Annotated in this window: 15 protein-coding genes; 11 read left to right on the plus strand and 4 right to left on the minus strand. The window is 43.1% G+C overall.

Going from position 1 to position 22,549, the window contains the following annotated elements; all coding sequences use genetic code 11:
* Positions 1–3 precede the first annotated feature (3 nt).
* The 10 genes from KEM09_RS02910 (at position 4) to cysC (ending at position 12,590) form a co-directional block, all read left to right on the plus strand.
* The gene (locus KEM09_RS02910; RefSeq protein ID WP_212225238.1) at positions 4–1,239 is read left to right on the plus strand and encodes a thiolase C-terminal domain-containing protein; all 1,236 of its coding nucleotides are present in this window, start codon (positions 4–6) and stop codon (positions 1,237–1,239) included.
* Positions 1,240–1,269: 30 nt separating this feature from the next.
* Positions 1,270–2,418, plus strand: a complete 1,149-nt coding sequence (locus KEM09_RS02915; protein WP_212225247.1) for an acyl-CoA dehydrogenase family protein — start codon at positions 1,270–1,272, stop codon at positions 2,416–2,418.
* An 18-nt stretch (positions 2,419–2,436) separates the two neighbouring features.
* The gene (locus tag KEM09_RS02920; RefSeq protein WP_212225249.1) at positions 2,437–3,180 is read left to right on the plus strand and encodes an electron transfer flavoprotein subunit beta/FixA family protein; all 744 of its coding nucleotides are present in this window, start codon (positions 2,437–2,439) and stop codon (positions 3,178–3,180) included.
* A gap of 60 nt (positions 3,181–3,240) precedes the next feature.
* The gene (locus tag KEM09_RS02925) at positions 3,241–4,218 is read left to right on the plus strand and encodes an electron transfer flavoprotein subunit alpha/FixB family protein (protein ID WP_212225256.1); all 978 of its coding nucleotides are present in this window, start codon (positions 3,241–3,243) and stop codon (positions 4,216–4,218) included.
* A 38-nt stretch (positions 4,219–4,256) separates the two neighbouring features.
* On the plus strand, positions 4,257–5,513 hold the full coding sequence (locus KEM09_RS02930; RefSeq protein ID WP_212225258.1) for a 4Fe-4S dicluster domain-containing protein: 1,257 nt from the start codon (positions 4,257–4,259) through the stop codon (positions 5,511–5,513).
* Positions 5,514–5,539: 26 nt separating this feature from the next.
* The gene (locus tag KEM09_RS02935; RefSeq protein WP_244824785.1) at positions 5,540–6,328 is read left to right on the plus strand and encodes a (Fe-S)-binding protein; all 789 of its coding nucleotides are present in this window, start codon (positions 5,540–5,542) and stop codon (positions 6,326–6,328) included.
* Between the two features lie 14 nt (positions 6,329–6,342).
* Positions 6,343–9,669 (plus strand): methylmalonyl-CoA mutase family protein, encoded by a 3,327-nt coding sequence (locus KEM09_RS02940; RefSeq protein ID WP_212225260.1) that lies wholly within the window; start codon positions 6,343–6,345, stop codon positions 9,667–9,669.
* A 104-nt stretch (positions 9,670–9,773) separates the two neighbouring features.
* On the plus strand, positions 9,774–10,754 hold the full coding sequence (locus KEM09_RS02945; protein ID WP_212225269.1) for a PCMD domain-containing protein: 981 nt from the start codon (positions 9,774–9,776) through the stop codon (positions 10,752–10,754).
* A gap of 81 nt (positions 10,755–10,835) precedes the next feature.
* Positions 10,836–11,945, plus strand: coding sequence for a sulfotransferase family protein (locus tag KEM09_RS02950; protein WP_212225271.1), 1,110 nt, complete (start codon positions 10,836–10,838; stop codon positions 11,943–11,945).
* A gap of 24 nt (positions 11,946–11,969) precedes the next feature.
* A complete protein-coding gene (gene cysC / locus KEM09_RS02955) occupies positions 11,970–12,590 on the plus strand; it encodes an adenylyl-sulfate kinase (protein WP_212225273.1) in 621 nt (206 codons plus the stop codon).
* A gap of 28 nt (positions 12,591–12,618) precedes the next feature.
* Here cysC and KEM09_RS02960 read toward each other — a convergent pair whose 3' ends face one another.
* The 4 genes from KEM09_RS02960 to KEM09_RS02975 form a co-directional block, all read right to left on the minus strand.
* Positions 12,619–16,176, minus strand: a complete 3,558-nt coding sequence (locus tag KEM09_RS02960) for a ligand-binding sensor domain-containing protein (protein ID WP_212225275.1) — start codon at positions 16,174–16,176, stop codon at positions 12,619–12,621.
* Positions 16,177–16,430: 254 nt separating this feature from the next.
* Entirely contained in the window at positions 16,431–18,017 is a 1,587-nt protein-coding gene (locus KEM09_RS02965) for a PCMD domain-containing protein (protein WP_212225277.1), read from the minus strand.
* 18 nt (positions 18,018–18,035) lie between these two features.
* Complete coding sequence (locus KEM09_RS02970; RefSeq protein ID WP_212225279.1) at positions 18,036–18,668, minus strand: hypothetical protein; 633 nt, start codon at positions 18,666–18,668, stop codon at positions 18,036–18,038.
* A 165-nt stretch (positions 18,669–18,833) separates the two neighbouring features.
* Positions 18,834–20,453 carry an RluA family pseudouridine synthase gene (locus tag KEM09_RS02975; protein ID WP_212225281.1) on the minus strand — a complete coding sequence of 540 codons (1,620 nt, stop codon included), beginning with the start codon at positions 20,451–20,453 and terminating at the stop codon, positions 18,834–18,836.
* Between the two features lie 223 nt (positions 20,454–20,676).
* Between KEM09_RS02975 and KEM09_RS02980 the strand changes: the two genes are divergently transcribed.
* A complete protein-coding gene (locus tag KEM09_RS02980) occupies positions 20,677–22,548 on the plus strand; it encodes a tetratricopeptide repeat-containing sensor histidine kinase (protein WP_212225283.1) in 1,872 nt (623 codons plus the stop codon).
* Position 22,549: the final 1 nt, after the last annotated feature.

The raw sequence follows: 22,549 nt of genomic DNA on the forward strand, positions 1-22,549 counted from the left end.
GCCATGCAAAAACGTGTTTTTATAGTAGCTGGATATAATACGGTCTCGCTGGGGAGCGGACGTTCAGAGTTCAATCCTAAAAAAGAAAACCCGGGACTGGCACATTACATACAGGAAGCCGGACGTAAAGTTTTGGCGCGTATTAACGGGGCAGAACATGTAGACGAAAGCGTTATTGGTAACTTCATTGCTTCCCGTTTCAATAATCAGGCACATTTGGCGGCTTTTATCCCATCTATTGATGAGAAATTGAAGTATAAACCAGCTATAAGGGTTGAAGGAGCCTGTGCTTCCGGAGGGCTGGCTGTGATGACGGGCGTGAAATCAATTCTTGCTGGCACAGCGGATGTGGTACTGATTGTTGGTGTGGAAGTTCAGAATACAGTGAAAGCAATGTATGGTGCCGACTTCCTGGCTCAGGCTGATTATTATCCGAAACGTAAAGACGGACATGCCTACTTCTTTCCGGGAAAATTCAGCGACCGGGCTGGTGCTTATGCCAGTGCCTATGGCGAAGAATACATGCGTAAAGGCCTGGCTCAATGGTATGTCAATTGTGTGGAGAATGCACGTCTGTGTGAAACAGCCCAGGAGTTTGAAAATAAGAGTGATAAACTGATGGAAACGGGATTGCTGCCTCCCGATGGAAGCCGTTTCGTGGATCATCTTAATTATACCGACTGCTCAAAAGTATCCGACGGTGCCTCTGCTATTGCTATTGTTTCTGAGGAAGGATTAAAGCGAACCGGCATTGCGCCAAACAAGGCCATCGAACTGGTCGGTTTTGCCCAGGCGGAGGATAACATCATGGAAGAACCGGTTGATCCCTTGGAATTAAGTACTACCAAAGCTGCCGTAAACAGAGCGTTAAGCATGGCTGGCATTGGAAAAGAACAGCTGGCAACAGTTGAAACGCACGACTGCTTTACCATTGCTGGCGTTTTGGCAACCGAGGCCATTGGTTTTGCAGCAAAGGGACATGGAGCTGCCTATGTGGCCGAAGGCAACACGGCACGTAATGGTACTATCCCATTTAATACCACTGGCGGACTGATTGCCTGGGGACATCCAACCGGAGCTACAGGCGTGCATCAGGTGGTAACCATCTGGGAGCAGCTTACAGGTCAGGCAGGTCAGGCACAAATCAAGGTTCCGGATAATAAACCTTACGGAATGACAGTGAATATGGGCGGCAATGATAAGACGGTGGTCAGCATGGTATTTAAAAAATGTAAATAAAAATCTCCCTAATCAAATAACTAAAGACAAATGAATTTCCAATTAACAGAAGAGCAAATAATGATTCAGCAGGCTGCCCGCGATTATGCGCAGCGCGAGCTGATACAGGATGTGATTGAGCGGGATGAGAAAGCGATTTATCCCACAGAACACATTCGTAACCTGGCTGAACTGGGTTTTCTGGGGATGCTGGTCGATCCCAGATACGATGGTGGTGGCATGGATACGGTGTCTTATGTACTGGCCATGGAAGAGCTTTCCAAAGTAGATTCTTCGGTGGGCGTCATCATATCGGTTAATAACTCACTGGTGTGTTTCGGATTGGAGAAGTACGGTACTGAAGAGCAGAAAGAGAAATTTCTCAAGCCGCTGGCCAGGGGGGAAGTAACAGGTGCATTCTTGTTGTCTGAGCCAGGAGCAGGTTCTGATGCCACGTCGCAGCAAACCAAGGCCATTGATATGGGTGATCATTACCTGGTGAATGGTGTTAAAAACTGGATCACCAATGGCCATACAGCCTCAGTTTATTTGTTGATTGCACAAACAGATCCGGCTAAAGGCCATCATGGCATCAATGCCCTGATAGTAGATCGACACGCCGACGGAATAACGGTTGGCCCACATGAAAACAAAATGGGGATGCGTAGTTCAGATACACATTCGGTGCAGTTTACCGATGTGAAGGTGCCCAAGGAAAATCGTATTGGTGAAGATGGTTTCGGCTTTAAGTTTGCCATGAAAACGCTGGAAGGCGGGCGGATTGGTATTGCATCGCAAGCCTTGGGCATTGCTTCCGGGGCTTACGAGCTGGCGTGTAAATATGCAATGGAACGAAAGACTTTCGGGAAGCCTATTATCAGGCACCAGGCCATTGCTTTTAAGCTGGCCGATATGGCCACCGAGATAGAAGCAGCTAGGTTCCTCTGTATGAAAGCAGCCTGGCTCAAAGATCAGGGGCAACCGTATGGCATTGCCAGTGCCATGGCCAAGCAGTATGCGGCCGATATGGCCATGCGTGTAACCACCGAAGCTGTGCAGATTCATGGTGGATACGGTTATGTGAAAGAGTACCATGTGGAGCGGCTGATGCGCGATGCCAAGCTGACACAGATTTATGAGGGAACTTCCGAGATTCAAAAGATTGTGGTGTCCCGCGCCATTGAAAGTGGCGATGTTTAATCAACTAAAACAAGGACTATGAAAGTATTAGTTTGCATGAGTTATATTCCTGATACAACAACCAAAATACGCTTTAGGGAAGATAACACTCAACTCGATGATACAACCATTCAATGGGTGATTAATCCATGGGACGAACTGGCATTGACACGTGCCGTGGAACTGAAGGAAGATGCAGGTACACCTGTTGATGAGGTGGAGATTGTGATGGTAGGTGGCGTACGGTGCGAACCCATCCTTCGCAAAGGATTGGCCATTGGTGCTGACAAAGCCACCCGGATTGATGTGGAACCGCTGGATGCCTTTCAGACAGCCACTCAGCTGGCAGCTTATCTGCAGGGCAAGGACTGTGGGTTTATTGTTTGCGGCATTGAGTCGGGCGATTACAACGAGGCGGCCGTGGGCGGTATGCTGGCCGAATTGTTGGATTATGCTTCGGTGTCTTCGGTGTCATCTGTTCAGTTCGATGGTGTAACACCAATCTACCAGCGCGATGTGGCCAATGGTAAGGAGCAGGTGAAAGTGGATGGGCCGGCTGTACTCATTGTGCAGAAAGGATTCGCCCGTGTGCCTAAAATCCCTAATATGCGTGGAATTATGACAGCCAGAAGCAAGCCGCTGGATGTGATTCCTGCCATAGAAGTTGATCCGTTGGTAGAATTTGTGATGTATACTGCTCCACCTTCAAAAGGAGGAGTGAAGATGCTTAACACGCCGGAAGAGTTAGTTCGAAGCCTGAGTGACGAGGCAAAACTCATTTAACACACCAAAAGGAAATCGCTAGAAGCAAGCACACCATTATTAACATCTTAAATCAGGACTATGTCGATACTCGTATATATCAGAAATGTTGGGGGGCAACTCAAAAAACAAAGCCTTGAACTAACCGCTTATGCCAAAGCGATGGCTGATACCTTGAACCTGGAAGTAACAGGTTTGGTAATTGGCACCATCGCTGATGATGAATTGAAAAAATTAGGCAATTATGGTATGAGCCGTTTACTTAAAGCTGATGATGAAAAGTACAACCAGCGGGTGAACAGAGTTTATACACGCATTGTGGAGCAGGCGGTTAATGAAGTGGATGCCAAATACATTTTGTTTCCCGATAATGCGCAGGGAAAAGCCATTGCACCTCGGTTGTCGGTACGTTTAAAAGCCGGATTTATTCCACAGGTATTGGATTTGCCTTCGTCCTATGAACCGTTCACTGTTAAAAAGAGAGCCTTCACCGGTAAAGCCATTGCAACAGTCACAGCCCATACCGAGCGGGTTATTCTGACGCCTATGCTCAATAGCTTCGGTTTAAGGGAAAATGCCCGGGATCTGGAAATACAAAGCTTCGAGCCGCATATTGAAGAGCCTAATTCAAGATTGGAGCTGGTTGGCAAACAGTTGAGCGAAGAAGGCCTGCAGTTGGCAGATGCCGATATTGTTGTAAGTGGAGGACGTGGCATGCGCTCATCAGAGAATTTTGCGCTGCTGGAGGAACTGGCTGCCACGCTGGGAGCCGCCACTGCCTGTAGTAGGCCTGTGGCCGATGATGGCTGGCGCCCTGCTGATGAGCATGTGGGACAAACAGGCAAGATTATTGCGCCAAACATCTATTTTGCCATTGGCATATCCGGAGCCATTCAGCATGTGGCCGGGGTGAGTGGTGCCAAATGTATTGTGGGCATTAACTCCGATCCCGAAGCGCCCATTTTTGAGGTGGCCGACTACGGCATGGTGGGAGATGCTTTTCAGATTATTCCGGAGCTGAATGCCTTGTTCAAGAAGCATATCCACGAGAATAAGTAAACTTCTGCCCTCTGCCTGACAACTAATAAACTATGTTTATGAATCAGCTTGTTTTTACAATTATACTCATTGCCGCCATTGCCGTCTTGCTACGTTCATTCTGGCAGATACGAGCAAATTTTGCTCTTACCCGGGATGTGGCGTTTGATGGACAGGTGATGAAACGTCTGCGTTTAACCGCAAAAGTTGCTTTGGGACAAACTAAAATTCTGCGTAAACCGTTCATCGGTCTGATGCATGCGCTTGTGTTCTGGGGCTTTATTGTGATTACCATCGGAAGCCTTGAGATGGTGATTGATGGGGTGTCAGGCTGGCATCGATCACTAAGTATTGTGGGACCTTTATATACCGTGATAGCTGCCAGCGGCGATATTTTTGCCTATGTGGTGCTGGCCGGAATTATTTTGTTCCTGGCTCGTCGTCTGTTGATGCATATCAGGCGGTTCGAAGGTGCTGAGCTGACCAATGCCAATAAAACGGATGCTGCCATTGCTCTTGGTTTTATCATGCTACTGATGCTGTCATTGATTGGGCTTAATATGACCGATTTATATCTGCATGGCAGTGAGTTGCCGGGAGCCTATCCTGTATCGGCCAGTTTGTTGCCCTATTTCGATTTATCAACAGTTAATGCAGAGGTAATGTATAGCTTTTATTGGTGGACGCATATTTTGCTCATCTTTATCTTTGCCAATTATCTGCCTTACTCCAAGCATTTTCATGTGTTCATGTCCTTGCCCAACGTATTTTTCAGTAACCTGAATCCATTGACTTATCTGCCTTCGATGCCTGAAGTACAAAAAGAGGTGGCGCTGATGCTCAGTGGTAATGCTTATGATGCCGCACCACCGGAACAACCCCGGCGTTTTGGCGTGAAGGATGTGGAGGACATCACCTGGAAGAATTACATGGATGCATTGACATGTACCCAATGTGGGCGTTGTACAGAGGTGTGCCCAGCCAATATTACCGGTAAACTATTGTCTCCGCGAAAACTGTTTGTTGATATCCGTGCACGGATGGACGAGAAAAGTAAGAATGGCTCGGGTCATTTCCTGTTGGGCGATTACATTTCTAAAGAAGAGTTATGGGCTTGCACCACTTGTAATGCCTGTGCTCAGGAATGCCCTTTAAACATCAGTCATCCGAATCTCATAATGGATATGCGCCGTTACCTGGTGCTGGAAGAGGGAGATGCACCGGATGAGCTCAACGCCATGTTTGCCAATATCGAAAATAACGGGGCACCCTGGAAGTATTCGGCCGAAGACCGCCTGAAATGGACAGAAGCCTAAAGCATTTTTAATCGTAATTCTCACACATGACAAAGATAGATGTGCCAATAATGGCAGAATTAAGTACACAAGGGCATCAGCCAGAATACCTGTTTTGGGTCGGTTGTGCCGGTGCATTTGATAAACGTTACCAGAAAGTGACGCGCGCCTTTGCGCAAATACTCAATGCCGCTAATATAGATTATGCCGTTTTAGGCACTGAAGAAACCTGTACGGGTGATCCTGCCAAACGGGCTGGTAATGAAATGCTATATCAGATGCAGGCCATGCAGGTCATTGAAACGCTAAATGGCTATGGTGTAAAAAAGGTCATTTGTACTTGTCCTCACTGTTTCAACATCATCAAAAACGAATACCCCGAACTGGGGGGAGACTACGAAGTCATCCATTATTCAGCGTTTATACAACAACTGGTTGACAGTGGTCAGATAAAGGTGAATCAGGAAGGCTTGAAGAATAAACGTATTACCTATCATGATCCTTGCTACCTCGGACGCGGAAATGGTATTTACGAAGCACCTCGTAAGGTGATTAACCATTTTAATATTGATTACCGGGAGATGAAACGTGCAAAGAGCTTTTCGCTTTGCTGCGGGGCTGGCGGGGCGCAAATGTTCAAAGAAGCAGAAAAGGGGCAAAAGGAAGTGTATGAAGAACGTACGGCTGATGTGCTGGAAACAGGTGCCAACATTGTGGCTACGGCCTGTCCGTTTTGCATGACGATGCTTACCGATGGGATCAAATTTGCCAATAAGGATGAGGACGTGATCAATATGGATATTGCTGAGCTTATTGCTCAAAACCTAGTGGATTAAAACAGGATGTGACTATGGAAACCATCTACCAATCAAAAAATATGATCAGGATTGTAACGGCTACCTCTTTATTTGATGGGCACGATGCGGCTATTAACATCATGCGCCGTATCATGCAGGCATCAGGTGCTGAAGTGATTCACCTGGGGCACAATCGTTCTGTTTTAGAGATTGTAGACTTTGCCATACAGGAAGATGCGCAGGCTATCGCAGTAACTTCTTATCAGGGTGGCCATATGGAATTTTTTAAGTATATGTTTGACCTCCTACAAGAGAAAGGAGCCGGACATATCCAACTGTTTGGTGGAGGTGGAGGTGTTATTCTCCCTCACGAGATTGAGGAGCTGCATCAATATGGCATTGCAGGCATCTATTCACCGGATGATGGTCGTTCAATGGGCTTGCAGGGGATGGTGAATCAGTTATTAAAAAAAGCTGATTATAACCTGGCCAAATTGAACTTGATTCATAGGCTGCCAGTCTTTAGAGATACCCTGAGTCTGGCAAGATGCTTTACCCTGCTGGAGATGGGCGATACGTATGCGCAAATTATTCAATCATTACTGTCGGAAGTGACTGATCATACATCCATACCTGTTATTGGTATCACCGGAACAGGCGGCGCCGGTAAATCATCGTTGATTGATGAGCTGGTACGACGCCTGCTCATCGATGCGCCAGCCTTGCAAATAGCCATTGTGTCCATTGACCCAAGCAAACGAAAATCAGGCGGTGCCTTGCTGGGTGACCGTATTCGTATGAATAGCATCCACCACGAGAATGTGTTTATGCGCTCCATGGCAACTCGTCAGACAGGACAGGCCATTGCTGCTCACGTGAAAGAAGGAGTGGAGTTGCTGAAAGCCGCCGGAGCCGATCTGATCATATTAGAAACCTCGGGCATTGGCCAGGGCGATTCGCAGATTATTGATTACAGTAATGTGGCGCTTTATGTGATGACACCCGAGTTTGGGGCACCATCGCAGCTGGAAAAAATTGACATGCTTGATTTCGCTGACCTGGTGGTTATCAATAAATCAGACAAAAAGGGGGCTGATGATGCTTTGCGCGATGTGAAGAAACAGGTGCAACGCAATAAGCAGTTGTGGCATCAACCAGCAGAGGAGATGCCTGTGTATTTGACGAATGCTTCTCATTGTTTTGATGCAGGGGTTAATTGCTTTTACAGGGCTTTAACAGCTCAGCTGGAGAGGGATTTTCCATCCCTGAAAATTAACCAGACAGACTTCGGCAGGAGGGAATCGGGATTGCACACCATTATACCCACCAACCGAGTACGTTACCTGGCTGAGATTAGTGAAACGGTTCGGAATTATAATAAGGAGGCTGAAGAACAGGCTGATGTGGCTGGCAAGCTCTGGGCATTGAAGCAAAGCATTTGTTTAATCAAGCAGGAAAGTGATTCTGTTCAAACCCTGGGTGAGACCATTGATTATTGGGAGAATAAGCTGCATCCTGAAAACAAAGCTTTGATAGAACATTGGGATGAGTTGATAAAGTTATATAAACAGGAGGAATTTGTATTTAAACCACGGGATAAGGAGATACGTATTCAAACGTTTACAAAGTCTCTGTCGCACCTGAAGATACCTAAAATTGCGGTGCCGAAGTATAGCAACTGGGCCGATATCTTAAGATGGCAACTGAAAGAGAACTTTCCCGGATTGTTTCCTTTCGCTGGAGGCGTATTTCCATTCAGACGCGAGTATGAAGACCCAACCCGCATGTTTGCCGGAGAGGGTAGTCCCGAGCGTACTAACAAGCGCTTTCATTACCTGTCGGCTGGTCAGTCTGCCCGACGATTATCTACCGCCTTTGATTCTGTAACACTCTATGGTGAAAATCCCGATGTGCGCCCAGATATCTATGGCAAGGTGGGAAACTCAGGTGTTTCCATTGCCACTTTGGACGATGTGAAAAAGCTCTATTCGGGCTTTGATTTGTGCGCTCCTCTCACATCGGTGAGCATGACCATCAACGGGCCTGCGCCGGTACTAATGGCTTTCTTTTTGAATGCGGCCATTGATCAGCAGTGTGAGCAATACCTGGAAGCACATCAACCAAACTTACTGACAAAACAAAAGGCCTATGCACAATACAATGGAGCCTTGCCGGATGGAAACAATGAACTTGGTTTAAAATTATTGGGAGTATCGGGCGATAAACTGTTGGAGGTATCAGTTTATGAGGAACTTAAAAACAAAGCCCTGTGTGCTGTTCGTGGTACTGTGCAGGCCGATATTTTAAAAGAGGACCAGGCGCAGAATACCTGCATCTATTCTGTTGATTTCTCACTAAAGATGATGGGTGATGTGCAGGAGTACTTCATTAAAAATCAGGTGCGTAATTTCTATTCAGTTTCCATCTCCGGTTATCACATTGCCGAGGCCGGTGCCAACCCGGTAACTCAGCTGGCTTTCACATTGGCTAATGGCTTTACTTATGTGGAGTATTATTTGTCGCGAGGCATGCACATCGATGCTTTTGCACCTAATCTGTCTTTTTTCTTCTCAAATGGCATCGATCCTGAGTTCTCGGTCATTGGACGTGTAGCCCGGTTGATATGGGCCAAAGCCATCAGGTTTAAGTATGGTGGCAATGAAAAGTCGCAAAAGCTGAAGTATCATATACAAACATCGGGTCGCTCATTGCATGCGCAGGAGATTGAGTTCAACGATATCCGCACAACATTACAGGCCTTGTATGCGATTTATGATAACTGCAATTCGTTGCACACCAATGCCTACGACGAAGCCATTACAACGCCAACAGAGGAGTCGGTTCGCCGTGCCATGGCCATACAAATGATTATTAATCACGAGCTGGGCCTTAACAAAAACCAGAATTCATTGCAGGGTGCTTTTTTTATTGAGGAGCTGACTGAATTGGTGGAGGAAGCCGTTTTGCTGGAGTTTGAACGCATTAACGCGCGTGGAGGCGTTTTGGGAGCTATGGAAACCAATTACCAGCGAGGTAAAATCCAGGAAGAGTCGCTGCATTATGAGCGGGTTAAGAACACGGGAGAACTGCCACTGATTGGGGTGAATACCTATTTGTCGAAAAGTGGCTCACCCACCATATTGCCACGTGAAGTAATCAGAAGCAGTGAAGAGGAAAAGCAGCAGCAACTAAAGGCCCTTCATCAGTTTCATCAGCAGCATGCCATGGAGGCAGCCAACTATATCGGTAGACTGAAGGAGGTGGCTTTGGCTGATGGTAATATCTTTGAAGAATTGATGGAAACAGTGAAGCGCTGTTCGCTTGGTCAGATAACGCAAGCTTTGTACGAAGTGGGTGGACAGTATCGACGAAATATGTAAGTGCTCTGCAGCGGCATTTGGCTAAAAAGATTAATTAAATAGCATAAGTGTTGGCAAGGTAATTGCAAAGCTTGTACCTCAAACATATTAAAGAACTGTGCCCAATGCGTAGATTATTGCTGATTACATCCATTTCTTTTGTTTCACTGGTTCAGATTGTTGCGCAAATTAATGTGCCTCAACCAGTGACTCTAAAAAGAGCGCAGATTTCTTACAGCGATATGGATTCCTGGTGGTCCAGACATGTTACAGAATCAAGATTGATAGGCGGAAGTGAAGTCATCTATTTCGAACCGGGACCTGATGATGAGCGTTATCAAAAAATAGAAGGCACCATTGAACATCTTACACCCTGGGCTACTTCAAATGTAAAGGCAGAGGTGGGAGTGAGGGCTGCTAATCAATCAGTTTTTCGCGAGAAGCGAGGAGATGGTTATTGTGCCCGATTGGAAACCAACCTCAAAAAGGTGGTCGTTTTAGGTATCGTCAATGTCAAGGCCATAGCCTCCGGCAGTATATTCACAGGCAGTATGGTTGATCCTATAACCGATCCGAATAATCCCCGCCATAACACCCTGATGGGTATACCTTTTAATGAGGCTCCTTCGGCTTTGTCATTTGATTATAAATTGATTGCCGGGCAGCAGCGTTTGCAGGCCACTGGTGGATTCTCCGTAAAAAAAATAGCTGGAGCCGATAAATCAGAAGTATATATGCTTTTACAAAGCAGAAAGGAAAATCCGGATGGTAGCCTGACGGTTAAGCGCGTAGGTACAGCCTGGCAACGATTTGAACAATCGAAGATGCAATGGATTAATAATTATCAAATACCGGTAGTTTATGGTGATGCCAGTCAGCAACCAGGATTCAAGCCCTACATGAATCTGATCACGGATGCTGATCCCTATTATGCCATCAATAGCAAAGGACAAAAAGTGGGCTATGTTGAGAGTGGGTGGAGTAATAACGCCGATGACATTACGCATATTATTATTGTATTTTCAGCCAGTTATGAAGGCGGTGCATATATTGGATCGCCTGAAAGTAAGTTGTGGATAGATAATATTCAGCTTATTTATGATTGATTAACAATTACTTGGTCTTTCTGTCATGGCAATGGTATGTTATTTGTTTTTTACCTAATCACAATAACATAACATTAAATCATGCTTAAATTAGATTTCAACAAACTGCCCGTAACTCCCTTATTTGGTAGTCGTTATCATAATTTCAAAACGGTCAGTAAAGATCGTGTAATCGATAATGACTATCGTTTAAAGTATGTTCTGAGCAAATCCATTTCTGCGCTGATGAGCTTGACCTACCCACTGGAAAACAGGCGATACAATAAGCGTGTAGCACCATTGTCTGTTGGCGATGATCCGGTATTTATCTTAGGTCACTGGCGCAGTGGTACTACTTTCTTGCATAATGTACTATCCAAGGATAAACAGTTCGGGTACAACACAACATATCAGACCATCTTTAGTAATGCTATGGTTTGGGGGCAACCTTTTTTTAAAAGTATCATGCAAACCATTATGCCCGATCGCCGACCAACTGATAACCTTGAATTAAAACCTGATCAGCCTCAGGAAGAAGAATTTGCATTTAGTAATGTAATGCCCGTCAGCTTCTATAATTTCTGGTTTTTTCCTAAACAAACCATGGAATATTGCGATAAGTATCTGTTATTTAATAGTATTACGCCAGAAGAAAAGACACAATTCAGAGAGGAGTTTATACGCCTGATAAAAACATCTCTTTACAATACCGGAGGAAAACGGTTTTTATCAAAGAATCCGCCACATACAGGACGGGTAAAAGATTTGCTGGAAATATTTCCCAATGCCAGGTTTATCTACCTGGTGCGTAATCCTTATACGGTTTTTGAATCCACAAAAGATTATTTCAGTAATGTGATAAAACCATTGATGCTGCAGGATTTTAGTGATGAAGAGCTGGAGGAAAATATACTGAAGATTTATCAGCTGATGGCTGAAGCTTATGAACGCGATAAGCAGCTAATACCTGCTGGTAACCTCTATGAATTAAGATTTGAAGATTTCGAAAAAGACGCATTTAATTTGACCAATGATATTTATAACAGGCTTGGCCTTGATGGCTTTGAAGAAGCATCAGCGGCAATCAAAGAATACATCGGGGAGAAAAAAGGACATAAAAAAAATAAGTATGCTTACGCCGCATCAACCATTGATAAAGTTAATGAGCATTGGAGGTTCGCTCTTAAGCAATGGAATTATGATGTATTGTAAGTAAAAAAACATAAAAACGGAGCGATGAATAAGCATATTACATTTCATAATCATAAAGTCAATCAGCGAGACAGAAACAAGATGAATGGGCATAAGAGCCTGGTTATTTGGATGTCGGGGCTGAGTGGTTCAGGTAAGTCAACATTGGCGGGCGATGTAGAACAGGCTTTATGGGAAAAGGGCATTAGAACATACATACTGGATGGTGATAATATCCGTTCAGGCTTGAATAATGACCTGGATTTTAGTGATGAGGGCCGACAGGAGAATATCCGGCGCATAAGTGAAGTGGCTTCACTTATGTGCGATGCCGGTATGGTGGTTATCTCGGCATTTATATCTCCATTCAAATCCGACCGCGAAAAGGCCAAAGCTATTATTGGTGATGAGCAATTTGTTGAGGTGTTTGTCAATACGCCACTTGAAGTGTGCGAGCAGCGCGATCCCAAAGGGCTATATAAGAAAGCACGGGCAGGGGTTATTCCTAATTTTACTGGTATCAGTTCTACATTTGAGGCACCTGAAAATGCAGACATTGAAGTAAGGAACCATTTGAATAGCCGCTATTCATCGTGCCAGCAGGTGGTTAATTTCATCGAAGACAGGATTGTAGAAAGCAAAAACTATATAGCACAGCACGGGTAGGCGTACCCGTGTTTTATTGAATTAGGCATTAGCTTTTTTTACCTGGAGTAACTGGTAACCAAAAGGAGAAGCTGGTACCATTGCCCTTTGATGATTCTATGGTAATGTCACCATCCATCAGGCGCATTAGTTTTTTGCATATGGCAAGGCCAAGTCCTGTTCCTCCATAAATGGCATCTTTTCCTTCAACTGCTTTATGAAAAGCTTTGAAAATGCGCTCCTGCTCACTGTCGTCTACACCAATGCCGCTATCGCTAATTTCGAAATGAAGATTTGAAGCATTGGCATAACATTTTAAACTGATAATACCTTCTGCTGTAAATTTGAAGGCGTTCTCTAGTATATTGAAGATGACTTCTTTTATCCTGACATCATCAATCAATAGTGTTTTTTGCATAACATCACTCTGCAAATTCATCAACACTTGCACCTTATCACTCTTTTTTAAATCGCAGTATGCCTCCACTTCTTTAAATAATGGTTGAAGGTGTATTTCCCTTTTATTGATGATTAACTGATCAGCTTCAATTTTCGCTAACTCCAGGATATCATCAATTAGTACTGTTAAGGAATAGCTGTTTTTATTGATCAGATTAAGATAATCTGTTTGTTCTTCATTCGAAAAGCCACCTTGAGTTAATAAATCAGAAAATCCCACAATGGCATTTAGGGGTGTACGAATTTCATGTGACATATTGGCCAAAAAGGCCGTTTTCAAACGATCTGCTTCTTCAGCTTTTTCTTTGGCATCTATTAACTCTATGGTCCGTTCTTCAACAATCTTTTCCAGGTGATCGCGGTGTTTAACGAGCTCTTCGTTTTGTACCGTTATTTCTTCCTTCTTTTCTTCCAATAGCATGTTCACCTTTACCAACTCTTTTGTTCGCATATCAACAGCCTGAACCAATATCTTGTTACGCCGTTTAACGGCATACAATCTGTAAAGGTGAAAGGCTGTAAAACCAATTACTAACAGGGCTACAACAAGCGCCCAAAACCAAAATGTCAGGTAGTAAGGCGGTGGTAAGTGTATCTTTAACTCGGAGGTTACATCTTCAAACCATATTCCATCAGCATTAGTACTTTGCAACTGAAAAGTATAATCTCCATATTCAAGATTTGAATACATCACATGCGATTGCATTGATGAAGCATAAGTCCAGTTGGTATCACGCGGAAGAAGTCTATAACGATATTGTATACTTTGAGGTGATGCGTAATCAAATGCAGAGAAGGATATTTCAATATCTTTCTGTTGATGGTTTAAATTGATCACCTTTCTATCCCAAACGGGCTCAGTATCATCAATATCTGAACCGTTAATCAGTGATTGACCATTCGCCAGGATATTAGTGATCTTAAGTTTAGGTTTATAATTGCTATGTATGATGTTGTCAGGGTGAAAGAAGCTCATGCCATTATTGGTTCCGAAAAACATCTCTCCACTTCCCGATTTAAAATAAGCGTTTACAGCAAATTCGCTGGAAACCAGGCCATCCGCTTCATTGTAATTGGTAAATTGATTGTCTTGCTTATCAAAGCACGACAGGCCATTGTTGGTGCTAATCCACAAACGACCATTTTTATCTTCAAGTATTCCCCATGTAATATCGCCGGCCAGTCCTTGAGCAGTTGTGTAGGTCTCGAAATTCTGCGTCTTATTATTATAAGTGCTTAAACCTCCTCCTTTGGTTGCAAACCATAGCGTTCCATCTTTTGCCAAATGGATGCAATTAACAAAGTCGCTTTTCAATCCATAATTCTCTTCATCAGATATTACAAACGACTGAAATTGCTCTGTTAACCGATTGTACTTAACGATGCCATTTATAGTACCAAACCAAAAGTTACCATCCCTATCTTCAGCAATATCCCATATTCGTTGATTTAATGCATGCTCGGCAATAGAATCGTTGCATTTTAAGCTTCTGATGTTACCATTGTGCAACGAATCTTTATGTACAATATTTAGTCCCTGAAACCCCAACCATAAGTAACCATCTTTATCCTCGTAATAGGCACTAATTAACCATCCGGCTATCCCTCTACCCGTTATATCTTCATTTTGCAGAGCGTATTGATGTTTGACACTCAAGTCACTGTAATTGACCTTATACTTATTTAGTTCAATATCACCAATGATAAGGCCATCTCCATCCTTACGTATCTGATAGATCTTCCGATCTGTTATGTAACCTTTGCTCTTATCCAGGCGTGTTACGACTTTTGCCTGTCTGTTGTATACATTCAGACCTTCATCGGTAGTGCCAATCCATAGGTAGCCTTTCGCATCTTCGTAGATCGATCGTACTTTATTACTTGATAAACTGTTCGCATCATAGGGATGATGTTGTAATACATCAAATTTTTGCTTTTCGGGTTTGAAAAAGTTGACACCTGTTGATAAGCTTGGTATCCACAGTGTCCCGGATTCATCTTCGGTTATTTTCTCATCATGTCTGAAATCAGGGTGTAGTGAATGTTGATTGATTGGATCGTGTTGGTAGATCTGTATTTGCTGGCAAGTGGAATCAACAAGGCCAATAAAGTTATAGCCGATGACCCAGCAGCGGTTTTTACTGTCAATTTTAAAATTTGTTATTCCATTAGTTGGAATTGAATTTGTCTTCGAAAATTTATGGTGGTGAGTATTGGTGTTATTTGCAATATTGTGCATGTAAACTCCACCATTGTGATAACCCACAAGCAGATGTCCATTATATTCAGTTACGCATCGTGGTCTGACGTAATCCAATTCCTTATGTTCATTCAATGAGAAATCTATTTTCTCCAGAACGATATCATTCTGATGCTTATAATTCAAGCGATAAGCTCTTTTATCAGATACAAACCAGGTATTTCCATCTGTAGAAGATGCAATAGTTCTGATGCCTGTGATTCTGCTATTTATGTACTGTTCAATCGAACTGCTGCTTATTGAATGAATATTACCTTTTTCAGCATATTTAAACGAACTTACTAAATCACCATCTTTAGTGTACCCCCATATTGTGCCCTCGCTATCTTCAATGAGCTTATAATAATAGCGCATAACTCCATTAAGGTAATCCTGGGCTGCTAAAAAGCGCCCCTTGCCACTTTTTAAATCAATTAAACTAATGCCAAGGTGCGGATGTGTAATCCACATATTTCCTGAACTATCGATAAAAATTTGTCTGATTTCACGCTCATTTAATATGTTATTTGTCAGCGTATCATCAGTTATGTAAGGCTGAAAAGTTTGCGTGCTGTGCCTGAATACATTTAATCCTTGTCGGGTAGCAATGAGCAAACTGTCACGGCTAAAAGCATAAATATCACTAATGTTATTTGAAGATATGCTCAGCTCATTGTTGCTACTGTGCTTAAATACCAATGTCTCATATCCGTCAAAACGGCACAACCCGTTTTCTGTTCCTATCCAGATAAAACCATTATCATCCTGAGTGATACATGTAGCTGCATTCGAAGGTAATCCTTCGTTAAAGGTGAGGTGATTAAAGTGTATGCTACTTTGCGACCTGCACGTGGTATTGTGCAGTTGTACCCCCAACAGAATAAGTATTAGAACTACTCGAATGTACATAGGCTTGCTTTGCTTAAATATAATAATTTAGCGGTATAATTGTTTCACAATATCTTGAATAAAAGGAGTTTGTTTTTGTAATCTCATTTTATGTCAGTAACCTAAAAAGCAGGTACAGCAAGCCGAGTGACGAAAAGAGGTCTCTTTTATCACAATTATTTAAATAAGTCAATGTTGAAAATTAGCAGCCTATCTTTTGTTTGTCTCGCTCAAGTTATAGAAGCTGTATTAGGAGTTTCTGATGGATTGAACTCTTAATGGATTAGTGCCATTTCCATTATATTGAGGACAGAACCAACGCCGCCTACAAAGAACTCACCATAATAGCTGGATGTGGCCACGATGGCCATGTGCGTCGGGGCTTTGTCAATTTTATTAGCATCATAATTTATGTCGATGGTTGCTTCGCTGCCTGCCGGATATTGACCATTCAGAACCAGCTCTCCTTCGCCAATAACAATCGCGCCAACCGGCAGGTGAGTAACCGGGTCAAATTCGCCTGTATCATCGGCTACGTGCATTATTTTAATCCAGATATGACCATAGTCTTCGTCGCCCTTTTCCATGGAGATGCCTTCAGCAGTCTCCTCATTTATGGCTGGCGAATAATCAAACTGACAGTGTAGTTGTTTTGGTCTTACAACCGCGGGACGTCCAAATTTGGCACTCTCGGCGGGGCTGCTAATATTGGTTACAAAGTCGCCTATAAACATATTACCGGCAGCAATAGGTGTTCCGGCTACACCGCCTAAAAAGCCCATGGAAACGGTTTCGAGCCTGGCACCCTGGTAGTTGCCGCCATTATCAATTGGTACGGTGTTACTGTCACTCAGCGTTACAACGCCTTCGTTGCCGGTGCACCAGTAGCGTGCAGTGCCTGCAGCATAGGGGTTCCATACCTTACCAGCCATATGCCATTGGGTAAACAGGCTGTTTTGTAGTTCAAGTGCAGGATGAGCTCTCACCAGCCAGGTTTTGGTTTTACCCGAGCCGGCTGTCACTATAAATTCTGTAGGAGTGGTTAAATCAACCTGGTCGTTAACCTGCCATTCACAAGTGGCTCCCTCACTCAAGCGGATGTCATTAATGGTCAAAGCAGATAAATCGGTCGCGTTTACGTTGATATCAATAAAACCATTTATCTGATCTACAGTTATGTCAGCAATCTCTGTTTCACTCCCATCAACCTGTTCTGTCAGCAGGAGTGCTTCAATATCCGCATCATCCTGTCCGGGCGTTCCTTCGCCGTGCTCCACCGATAAAGTCCATTCTTCAACGATATCGCGGTAGCTTACTTTAATACTTACCTCAGCAGTAAAGTCTTTGATTGCTGATGGATCGGGCTCATAGGTGGCGTCAGGCGGAGCCAGTTTTAAACCGGTAACGGTAATGTTATTAAGATCACTCCCTTTTACAACAAAGGCCTTGGCAGTGCGCTTTTCTGCATCAATCAGTTGGTTGCCCACTTGGTTGTCAATTCTGAAGTAGCGTTCGATACTTTGGGTTGCTTTGATGGTCCAAACATAGTCCTGGTAGGTGCTAATGGTATATACTGCGCTGTCGCGCAGGTCAATGGCTGTTGTTATCTCCGGGCTGATGGTAGCACCTTCGGTAATACTATAATTCAGAACCTTAACAGCTGCCGGGTCTCCAGTTTCCTCCAGCTCAATATCTACTGTTTGGCTCTGACTGTTGATGACGCTGTTGCCTTTCTGGTGTTCTACCTCAAAAGAGGTAAACTCGCCGAGAATGGTCGGGTAGGGTATGTCGTTTTCAATACAGGCACTCAAGACTGTAATTAGTATGAAGAAGCAATATTTGGTAAGTTTACTGCCTGGCATAATCAATAATTTTTGTGCTTAGATATAAATTGAAACACCGAACTTAATTGAGAATAAATCAATTTTGAAATTGGCACCTGATGTGGTGAGTGAACCTGTATCAATGCGGTTAAATTCCTGATCGATGTTTCTGAAACTGATGCCAACCACATCAACCGAAACTTCAAGTGCTACATTGTTGTTGATAAATGCGCAGAGACCTGGTACAACACCAATTTGCAGCTCGTTAATTGTTTCATAGGTACCATTCAAATCGGCGCCTTTGCCCGAAACAATTTTGCTCTGACCAAAGCCATAGGATAGTTCGGTATCAACGTAAAGCCCAAAACGTCTGCTTTCACCAATGGCCAGGTAGTTTCTCAGAAAGGCAGTTGAGTAAAACATATGACTCACCGATTCGTAATCCTTTAGTGTGAGCGAGGTGTTATCATCTATCTTAATATTAAAAGACTTAATTTTGTTAAACGTTCTTTTGTATGAAAACTTACCGCCAACACCTGTATTCTCTCTGAAAGTATACATAAAATAAGGGGTCACTCGAAAGCTGTAGTTGCTACCCTCCCAATTTTCGATAAAAAGGAACTTAAAATTATTCTGATCATTGGTCTGATATGATAAAGTTCCTCCGGTCATCCATTGACCTTTGGGCATAAACACCGGGTTGGTTATGCCTCTGTCAAACTCCTGTGATTTTGCGGCTATCGTGCAGATTAGTAATAAGAGAGTTATAAAACAAGTTTTAGTTTGCATGGTCAATTTTTTCTCTAAAATACATATTAATACAGGTTTTGTCATCCGTTTGGGCGGCGATGAACATCAAAATCCGTTCCAATCTGGCTGCGTATCTTCCGGTATTGTAAAAGAAAACTGTTTTTTTAGTGTTGGATGATAAAATTCAATATCTCTGGCATGCAACATTAGCCTGGTAGCTTTTTTGCCATAAAGTGGATCGCCAACAATGGCGGTGTTCAGGCCAAGGTGATGGGCGGCATGCACACGCAGTTGATGTGTGCGGCCTGTTATAGGCTTAAAAATAACCTTTGTAAATCCCTCTTGTCTGTGGATGACTTTCCATTTGGTTAATGCCTGTTTTCCATGGTCATAACAAACCATCTGACGCGGTCGATCATTCAAGTCAACCCTTAACGGCAGGTTAATTTCCCCTTCATCACTCTTAAGCACACCATTAAGTATTGCCACGTAGCTTTTCTTGATAAAGTGTGATAAAAATTGCTTTTGCAGGTGTTCGTGCACCTCCTTTGTCTTGGCAATCAGCATTAATCCCGAGGTAGCCATATCGAGGCGGTGAACAATGAGAGGCCCTGTGGTATCTTTAAACAATGCATTGGCCTGGGTTAGTACAGACTCATCCAGTTCCTTGCCCGGCACAGAAAGCAGGCCGGCTGGTTTATTGATAATAGCCAGCGAAGGGTCTTCATAAAGAATGGTAATTGCAGGTGCTTGATGGTTATTTGTTTTTTCAATAGTCAAGCCCTGAAGCATAAAACCAAGTATAGGTTCACATTTACTTTTGCAGGCCGGATAAAAGTGGTTGTGTTTACGCACAGCGTTAAGGGGCGATGGTCCCCACCAAAACTCAGCCATACAAATTGGATGCAGATTATTCATAAAGGCATACTGCAACAGTTTTGGGGCTGCACAATCACCCGCGCCGGCAGGAGGCACTTTAACAGGCGTGGTTTGAAAAATATCAGTTGCGCTTTTTTGTTCACCTTTGGCATTAAAAAACACATAGCTGTCGAACAATTGTTTTTGAACCAGGGCCGACTGTTGCTTTCTCAGTTTTTTTAATCGCTCAACTTCGTCGTCAAAGGCTTTAATGGCTATAGCTATCTGTTGTTCCTCTTCGCGCAGCTTCTTTTTAAGTTTGTTGTAGTTGCTTTTTTGATTTTGACTTTCCCTAATCAGGCCACTTAATGTTTCAGAATTGTTGGTTAAGGACCGCTTTTTAGCCCGTTCTGTTTTAGCTTGTTTAAGTGCTTCTTTGGCCTCAGTAAGTTGCTTCTCGGAGTTTCTCTGGCAATCAATCAGGCGGTCATTTAAGGCCCTTAGCTCAGGCGAAATCAAGAGCTGTTCAATCTGCCTGTTTAGTTTATTCAACTGTTCCTCTTCTTTTCTGAAGAAACCATCAGGATGAGTGATGTCGAATACCTGGGGGACGAAATGCTTTTCAATGGCATTATTTTGTTCATTGCCGGAGTAAGCTGCCAGGTAACCAATTTGGCCTGCCATATTTTTTACCACCAGGATTCCATACATCTTACCTTTAGCCATCGTTTGTGGATTGGGTAAATAATGCTCAAGGTGTTCTTTGGCTGACAAACACAGAGGGTGAACACTGTAATCGAAAGGATTAGTGAATAACTGTGGCAAATGAACGCCAGATGTGTCTTTTAGCTGAATAAAGTGATCCATACTGCCTTGGCTTGTTTGCTCCATTAAATAGCTGGCAAAGTAATTAAAAATATTGATGGCTGGCAATCGTCGTCAACGGCTTAAGATACTGGAAATTTGTTGGTAAAAGGAAGGGGATGTTTTGTTCAATGCTTATGATGCTAAAATAATGTCCATCTTAATGTTAGCTAACTCTTTACTATCAGAGAAAATGTGTTATTTTTGATTGCTTATCGAAATAACCATGCTTAACAAACGACTATTACTCCTGGCCTTAGTATTGTTTTCTGCTGTTTTTACTGCCATTGGCGAAGGTAATGAATCAGATAGGGAACACTGGATTAAGCGTATCAATGTGCTTACCCGAGAAGTCGGTAATAATATTGATAGTATTCAGGAGTTGGCCAATCATCATTTCACTGCCTGCCCCTTAGGTAAAGATGAAGCAGCTGCCTATTACCAGTCTTTTATGGCCGAGGTGTATTATTATATGCAGGATTTGGATAATTCGCTAAAGGCTTATCAGGCATCCTTGAGGTACTTTGGAAGTGTCAATGATTCGTCGCGTTTTGCAGTGTTATACAATAATATCGGCCTTATTCACTATCTACGCGCCAATTATGATAGTGCTTTGGTGGCCTATTCACATTCTCTCGAGCATGAAAAATATGACGGCAACAAGGAGGGGATAGCACAATCGTATCAAAATCTGGGTATTATATATGGCAAGTGGGAACGTTACGATCAGGTATACGAATATTACAATAATGCTTTGCTTATATACGATGAACTGGGCAATCATTCAGCGGCTGCTGATGTCAATAATAATATAGCCGTGATTGCCTTACGCATGCAGGATAGTGAAAAAGCTTTTCATCATTATAAAAAAGCCTATGATGCATTTAGTGCTATTGGCGATGAGCAAAAAATGGCGACTGTGGCCACCAACCTGGGGCGACTTTTTGCTACAGACAGGCAATATAACAGGGCGCAGGAGTATTTTGACGCGGCTTTAAAGGTGTTTACCAGTTTAGATGATAAAATAGGTTTGGTACACACCTACAGTATGCTTGGTGAAATGTATCAGGATAGAGGTATGGTGAATGAAGCCATTGAAGCTTATGAACAAGCTAACTTTTTTAACCGTAAAGTAGGATTGAGGGAAGTGCAGCTAGATAATTTGAATGAATTATATGAGGTGTACAGGCAGTTGGGTAAGTATGAGTTGGCTAACAATGTCTTGGAACAATCTTATGCCCTGAAAGACTCCATATATAACCAGGAGCAGTTGGAGAAATTGATTGCGCTCGAAAAAAGGTATCATGCCGAAAAGGGGCAGAAAGAGCTGGTCATATTGAAGGCCAAAGAAGAACGAACACGTATGTACATGTGGGGAATTTCACTGTTCTTTCTGTTACTAACGGTGATTGTTCTTATATGGGTGTATGTGCTTAAAATAAAGGAAAAGCAGCGTCGTTTGTCCATGGAACAAAAAGTGCTGCGTACACAAATGAATCCACACTTTATCTTTAATTCATTGTCGGCCCTGCAATGCATTATCATGGAAAACAATAAGGAAGATGCCATTGATTTTGTGGCAGATTTCTCGGGCTTAATGCGCCTTGTATTGCAATACGCCAAAGAGGAGCACATTACTTTAAAAAAAGAGAAGGAAATACTGGACCGCTATATGAGCTTGCAAAACAGGCGTTTTGATCATCAGATAAACTATAAGATTGAGTTTGATGAGCACATAGAACTGGAGAATGTATTGGTGCCGCCCATGTTAACCCAGCCCTTTCTTGAAAATGCGATTGAGCATGGTCAGTTAAATGAAAAGAACAGCTACATACATGTGAATCTCCGTCGCAAAGATGATAAGCTGGAATTTTCAGTGGAGGATAATGGTATTGGCATAAAAAGCTCGCTGGCTAAAGGCAAAGGGAAAAAGCACAAGCATAAATCATTGGCAGTTAGCCTGACACACGAACGGTTAAGCTTGTTAAATAATAAAGAGAACCGCAAGGATGTGACGCTTAAGATAGAAGATCTATCGGCCTATGGATTAAAAGGTACACGTGTGGTATTTCAGGTTCCCTTTATGACGCTAAACTAAA

The sequence above is a fragment of the Carboxylicivirga mesophila genome, from assembly GCF_018271975.1.
Classification (GTDB): Bacteria; Bacteroidota; Bacteroidia; order Bacteroidales; family Marinilabiliaceae; genus Carboxylicivirga; species Carboxylicivirga mesophila.

Bases quoted from the DNA above. Each gene is read 5' to 3' on its own strand.
- KEM09_RS02910 (WP_212225238.1), top strand. From the start codon at position 4: ATGCAAAAACGTGTTTTTATAGTAGCTGGATATAATACGGTCTCGCTG.
- KEM09_RS02915 (WP_212225247.1), top strand. From the start codon at position 1,270: ATGAATTTCCAATTAACAGAAGAGCAAATAATGATTCAGCAGGCTGCC.
- KEM09_RS02920 (WP_212225249.1), top strand. From the start codon at position 2,437: ATGAAAGTATTAGTTTGCATGAGTTATATTCCTGATACAACAACCAAA.
- KEM09_RS02925 (WP_212225256.1), top strand. From the start codon at position 3,241: ATGTCGATACTCGTATATATCAGAAATGTTGGGGGGCAACTCAAAAAA.
- KEM09_RS02930 (WP_212225258.1), top strand. From the start codon at position 4,257: ATGAATCAGCTTGTTTTTACAATTATACTCATTGCCGCCATTGCCGTC.
- KEM09_RS02935 (WP_244824785.1), top strand. From the start codon at position 5,540: ATGACAAAGATAGATGTGCCAATAATGGCAGAATTAAGTACACAAGGG.
- KEM09_RS02940 (WP_212225260.1), top strand. From the start codon at position 6,343: ATGGAAACCATCTACCAATCAAAAAATATGATCAGGATTGTAACGGCT.
- KEM09_RS02945 (WP_212225269.1), top strand. From the start codon at position 9,774: ATGCGTAGATTATTGCTGATTACATCCATTTCTTTTGTTTCACTGGTT.
- KEM09_RS02950 (WP_212225271.1), top strand. From the start codon at position 10,836: ATGCTTAAATTAGATTTCAACAAACTGCCCGTAACTCCCTTATTTGGT.
- cysC (WP_212225273.1), top strand. From the start codon at position 11,970: ATGAATAAGCATATTACATTTCATAATCATAAAGTCAATCAGCGAGAC.
- KEM09_RS02960 (WP_212225275.1), bottom strand. From the start codon at position 16,176: ATGTACATTCGAGTAGTTCTAATACTTATTCTGTTGGGGGTACAACTG.
- KEM09_RS02965 (WP_212225277.1), bottom strand. From the start codon at position 18,017: ATGCCAGGCAGTAAACTTACCAAATATTGCTTCTTCATACTAATTACA.
- KEM09_RS02970 (WP_212225279.1), bottom strand. From the start codon at position 18,668: ATGCCCAAAGGTCAATGGATGACCGGAGGAACTTTATCATATCAGACC.
- KEM09_RS02975 (WP_212225281.1), bottom strand. From the start codon at position 20,453: ATGGATCACTTTATTCAGCTAAAAGACACATCTGGCGTTCATTTGCCA.
- KEM09_RS02980 (WP_212225283.1), top strand. From the start codon at position 20,677: ATGCTTAACAAACGACTATTACTCCTGGCCTTAGTATTGTTTTCTGCT.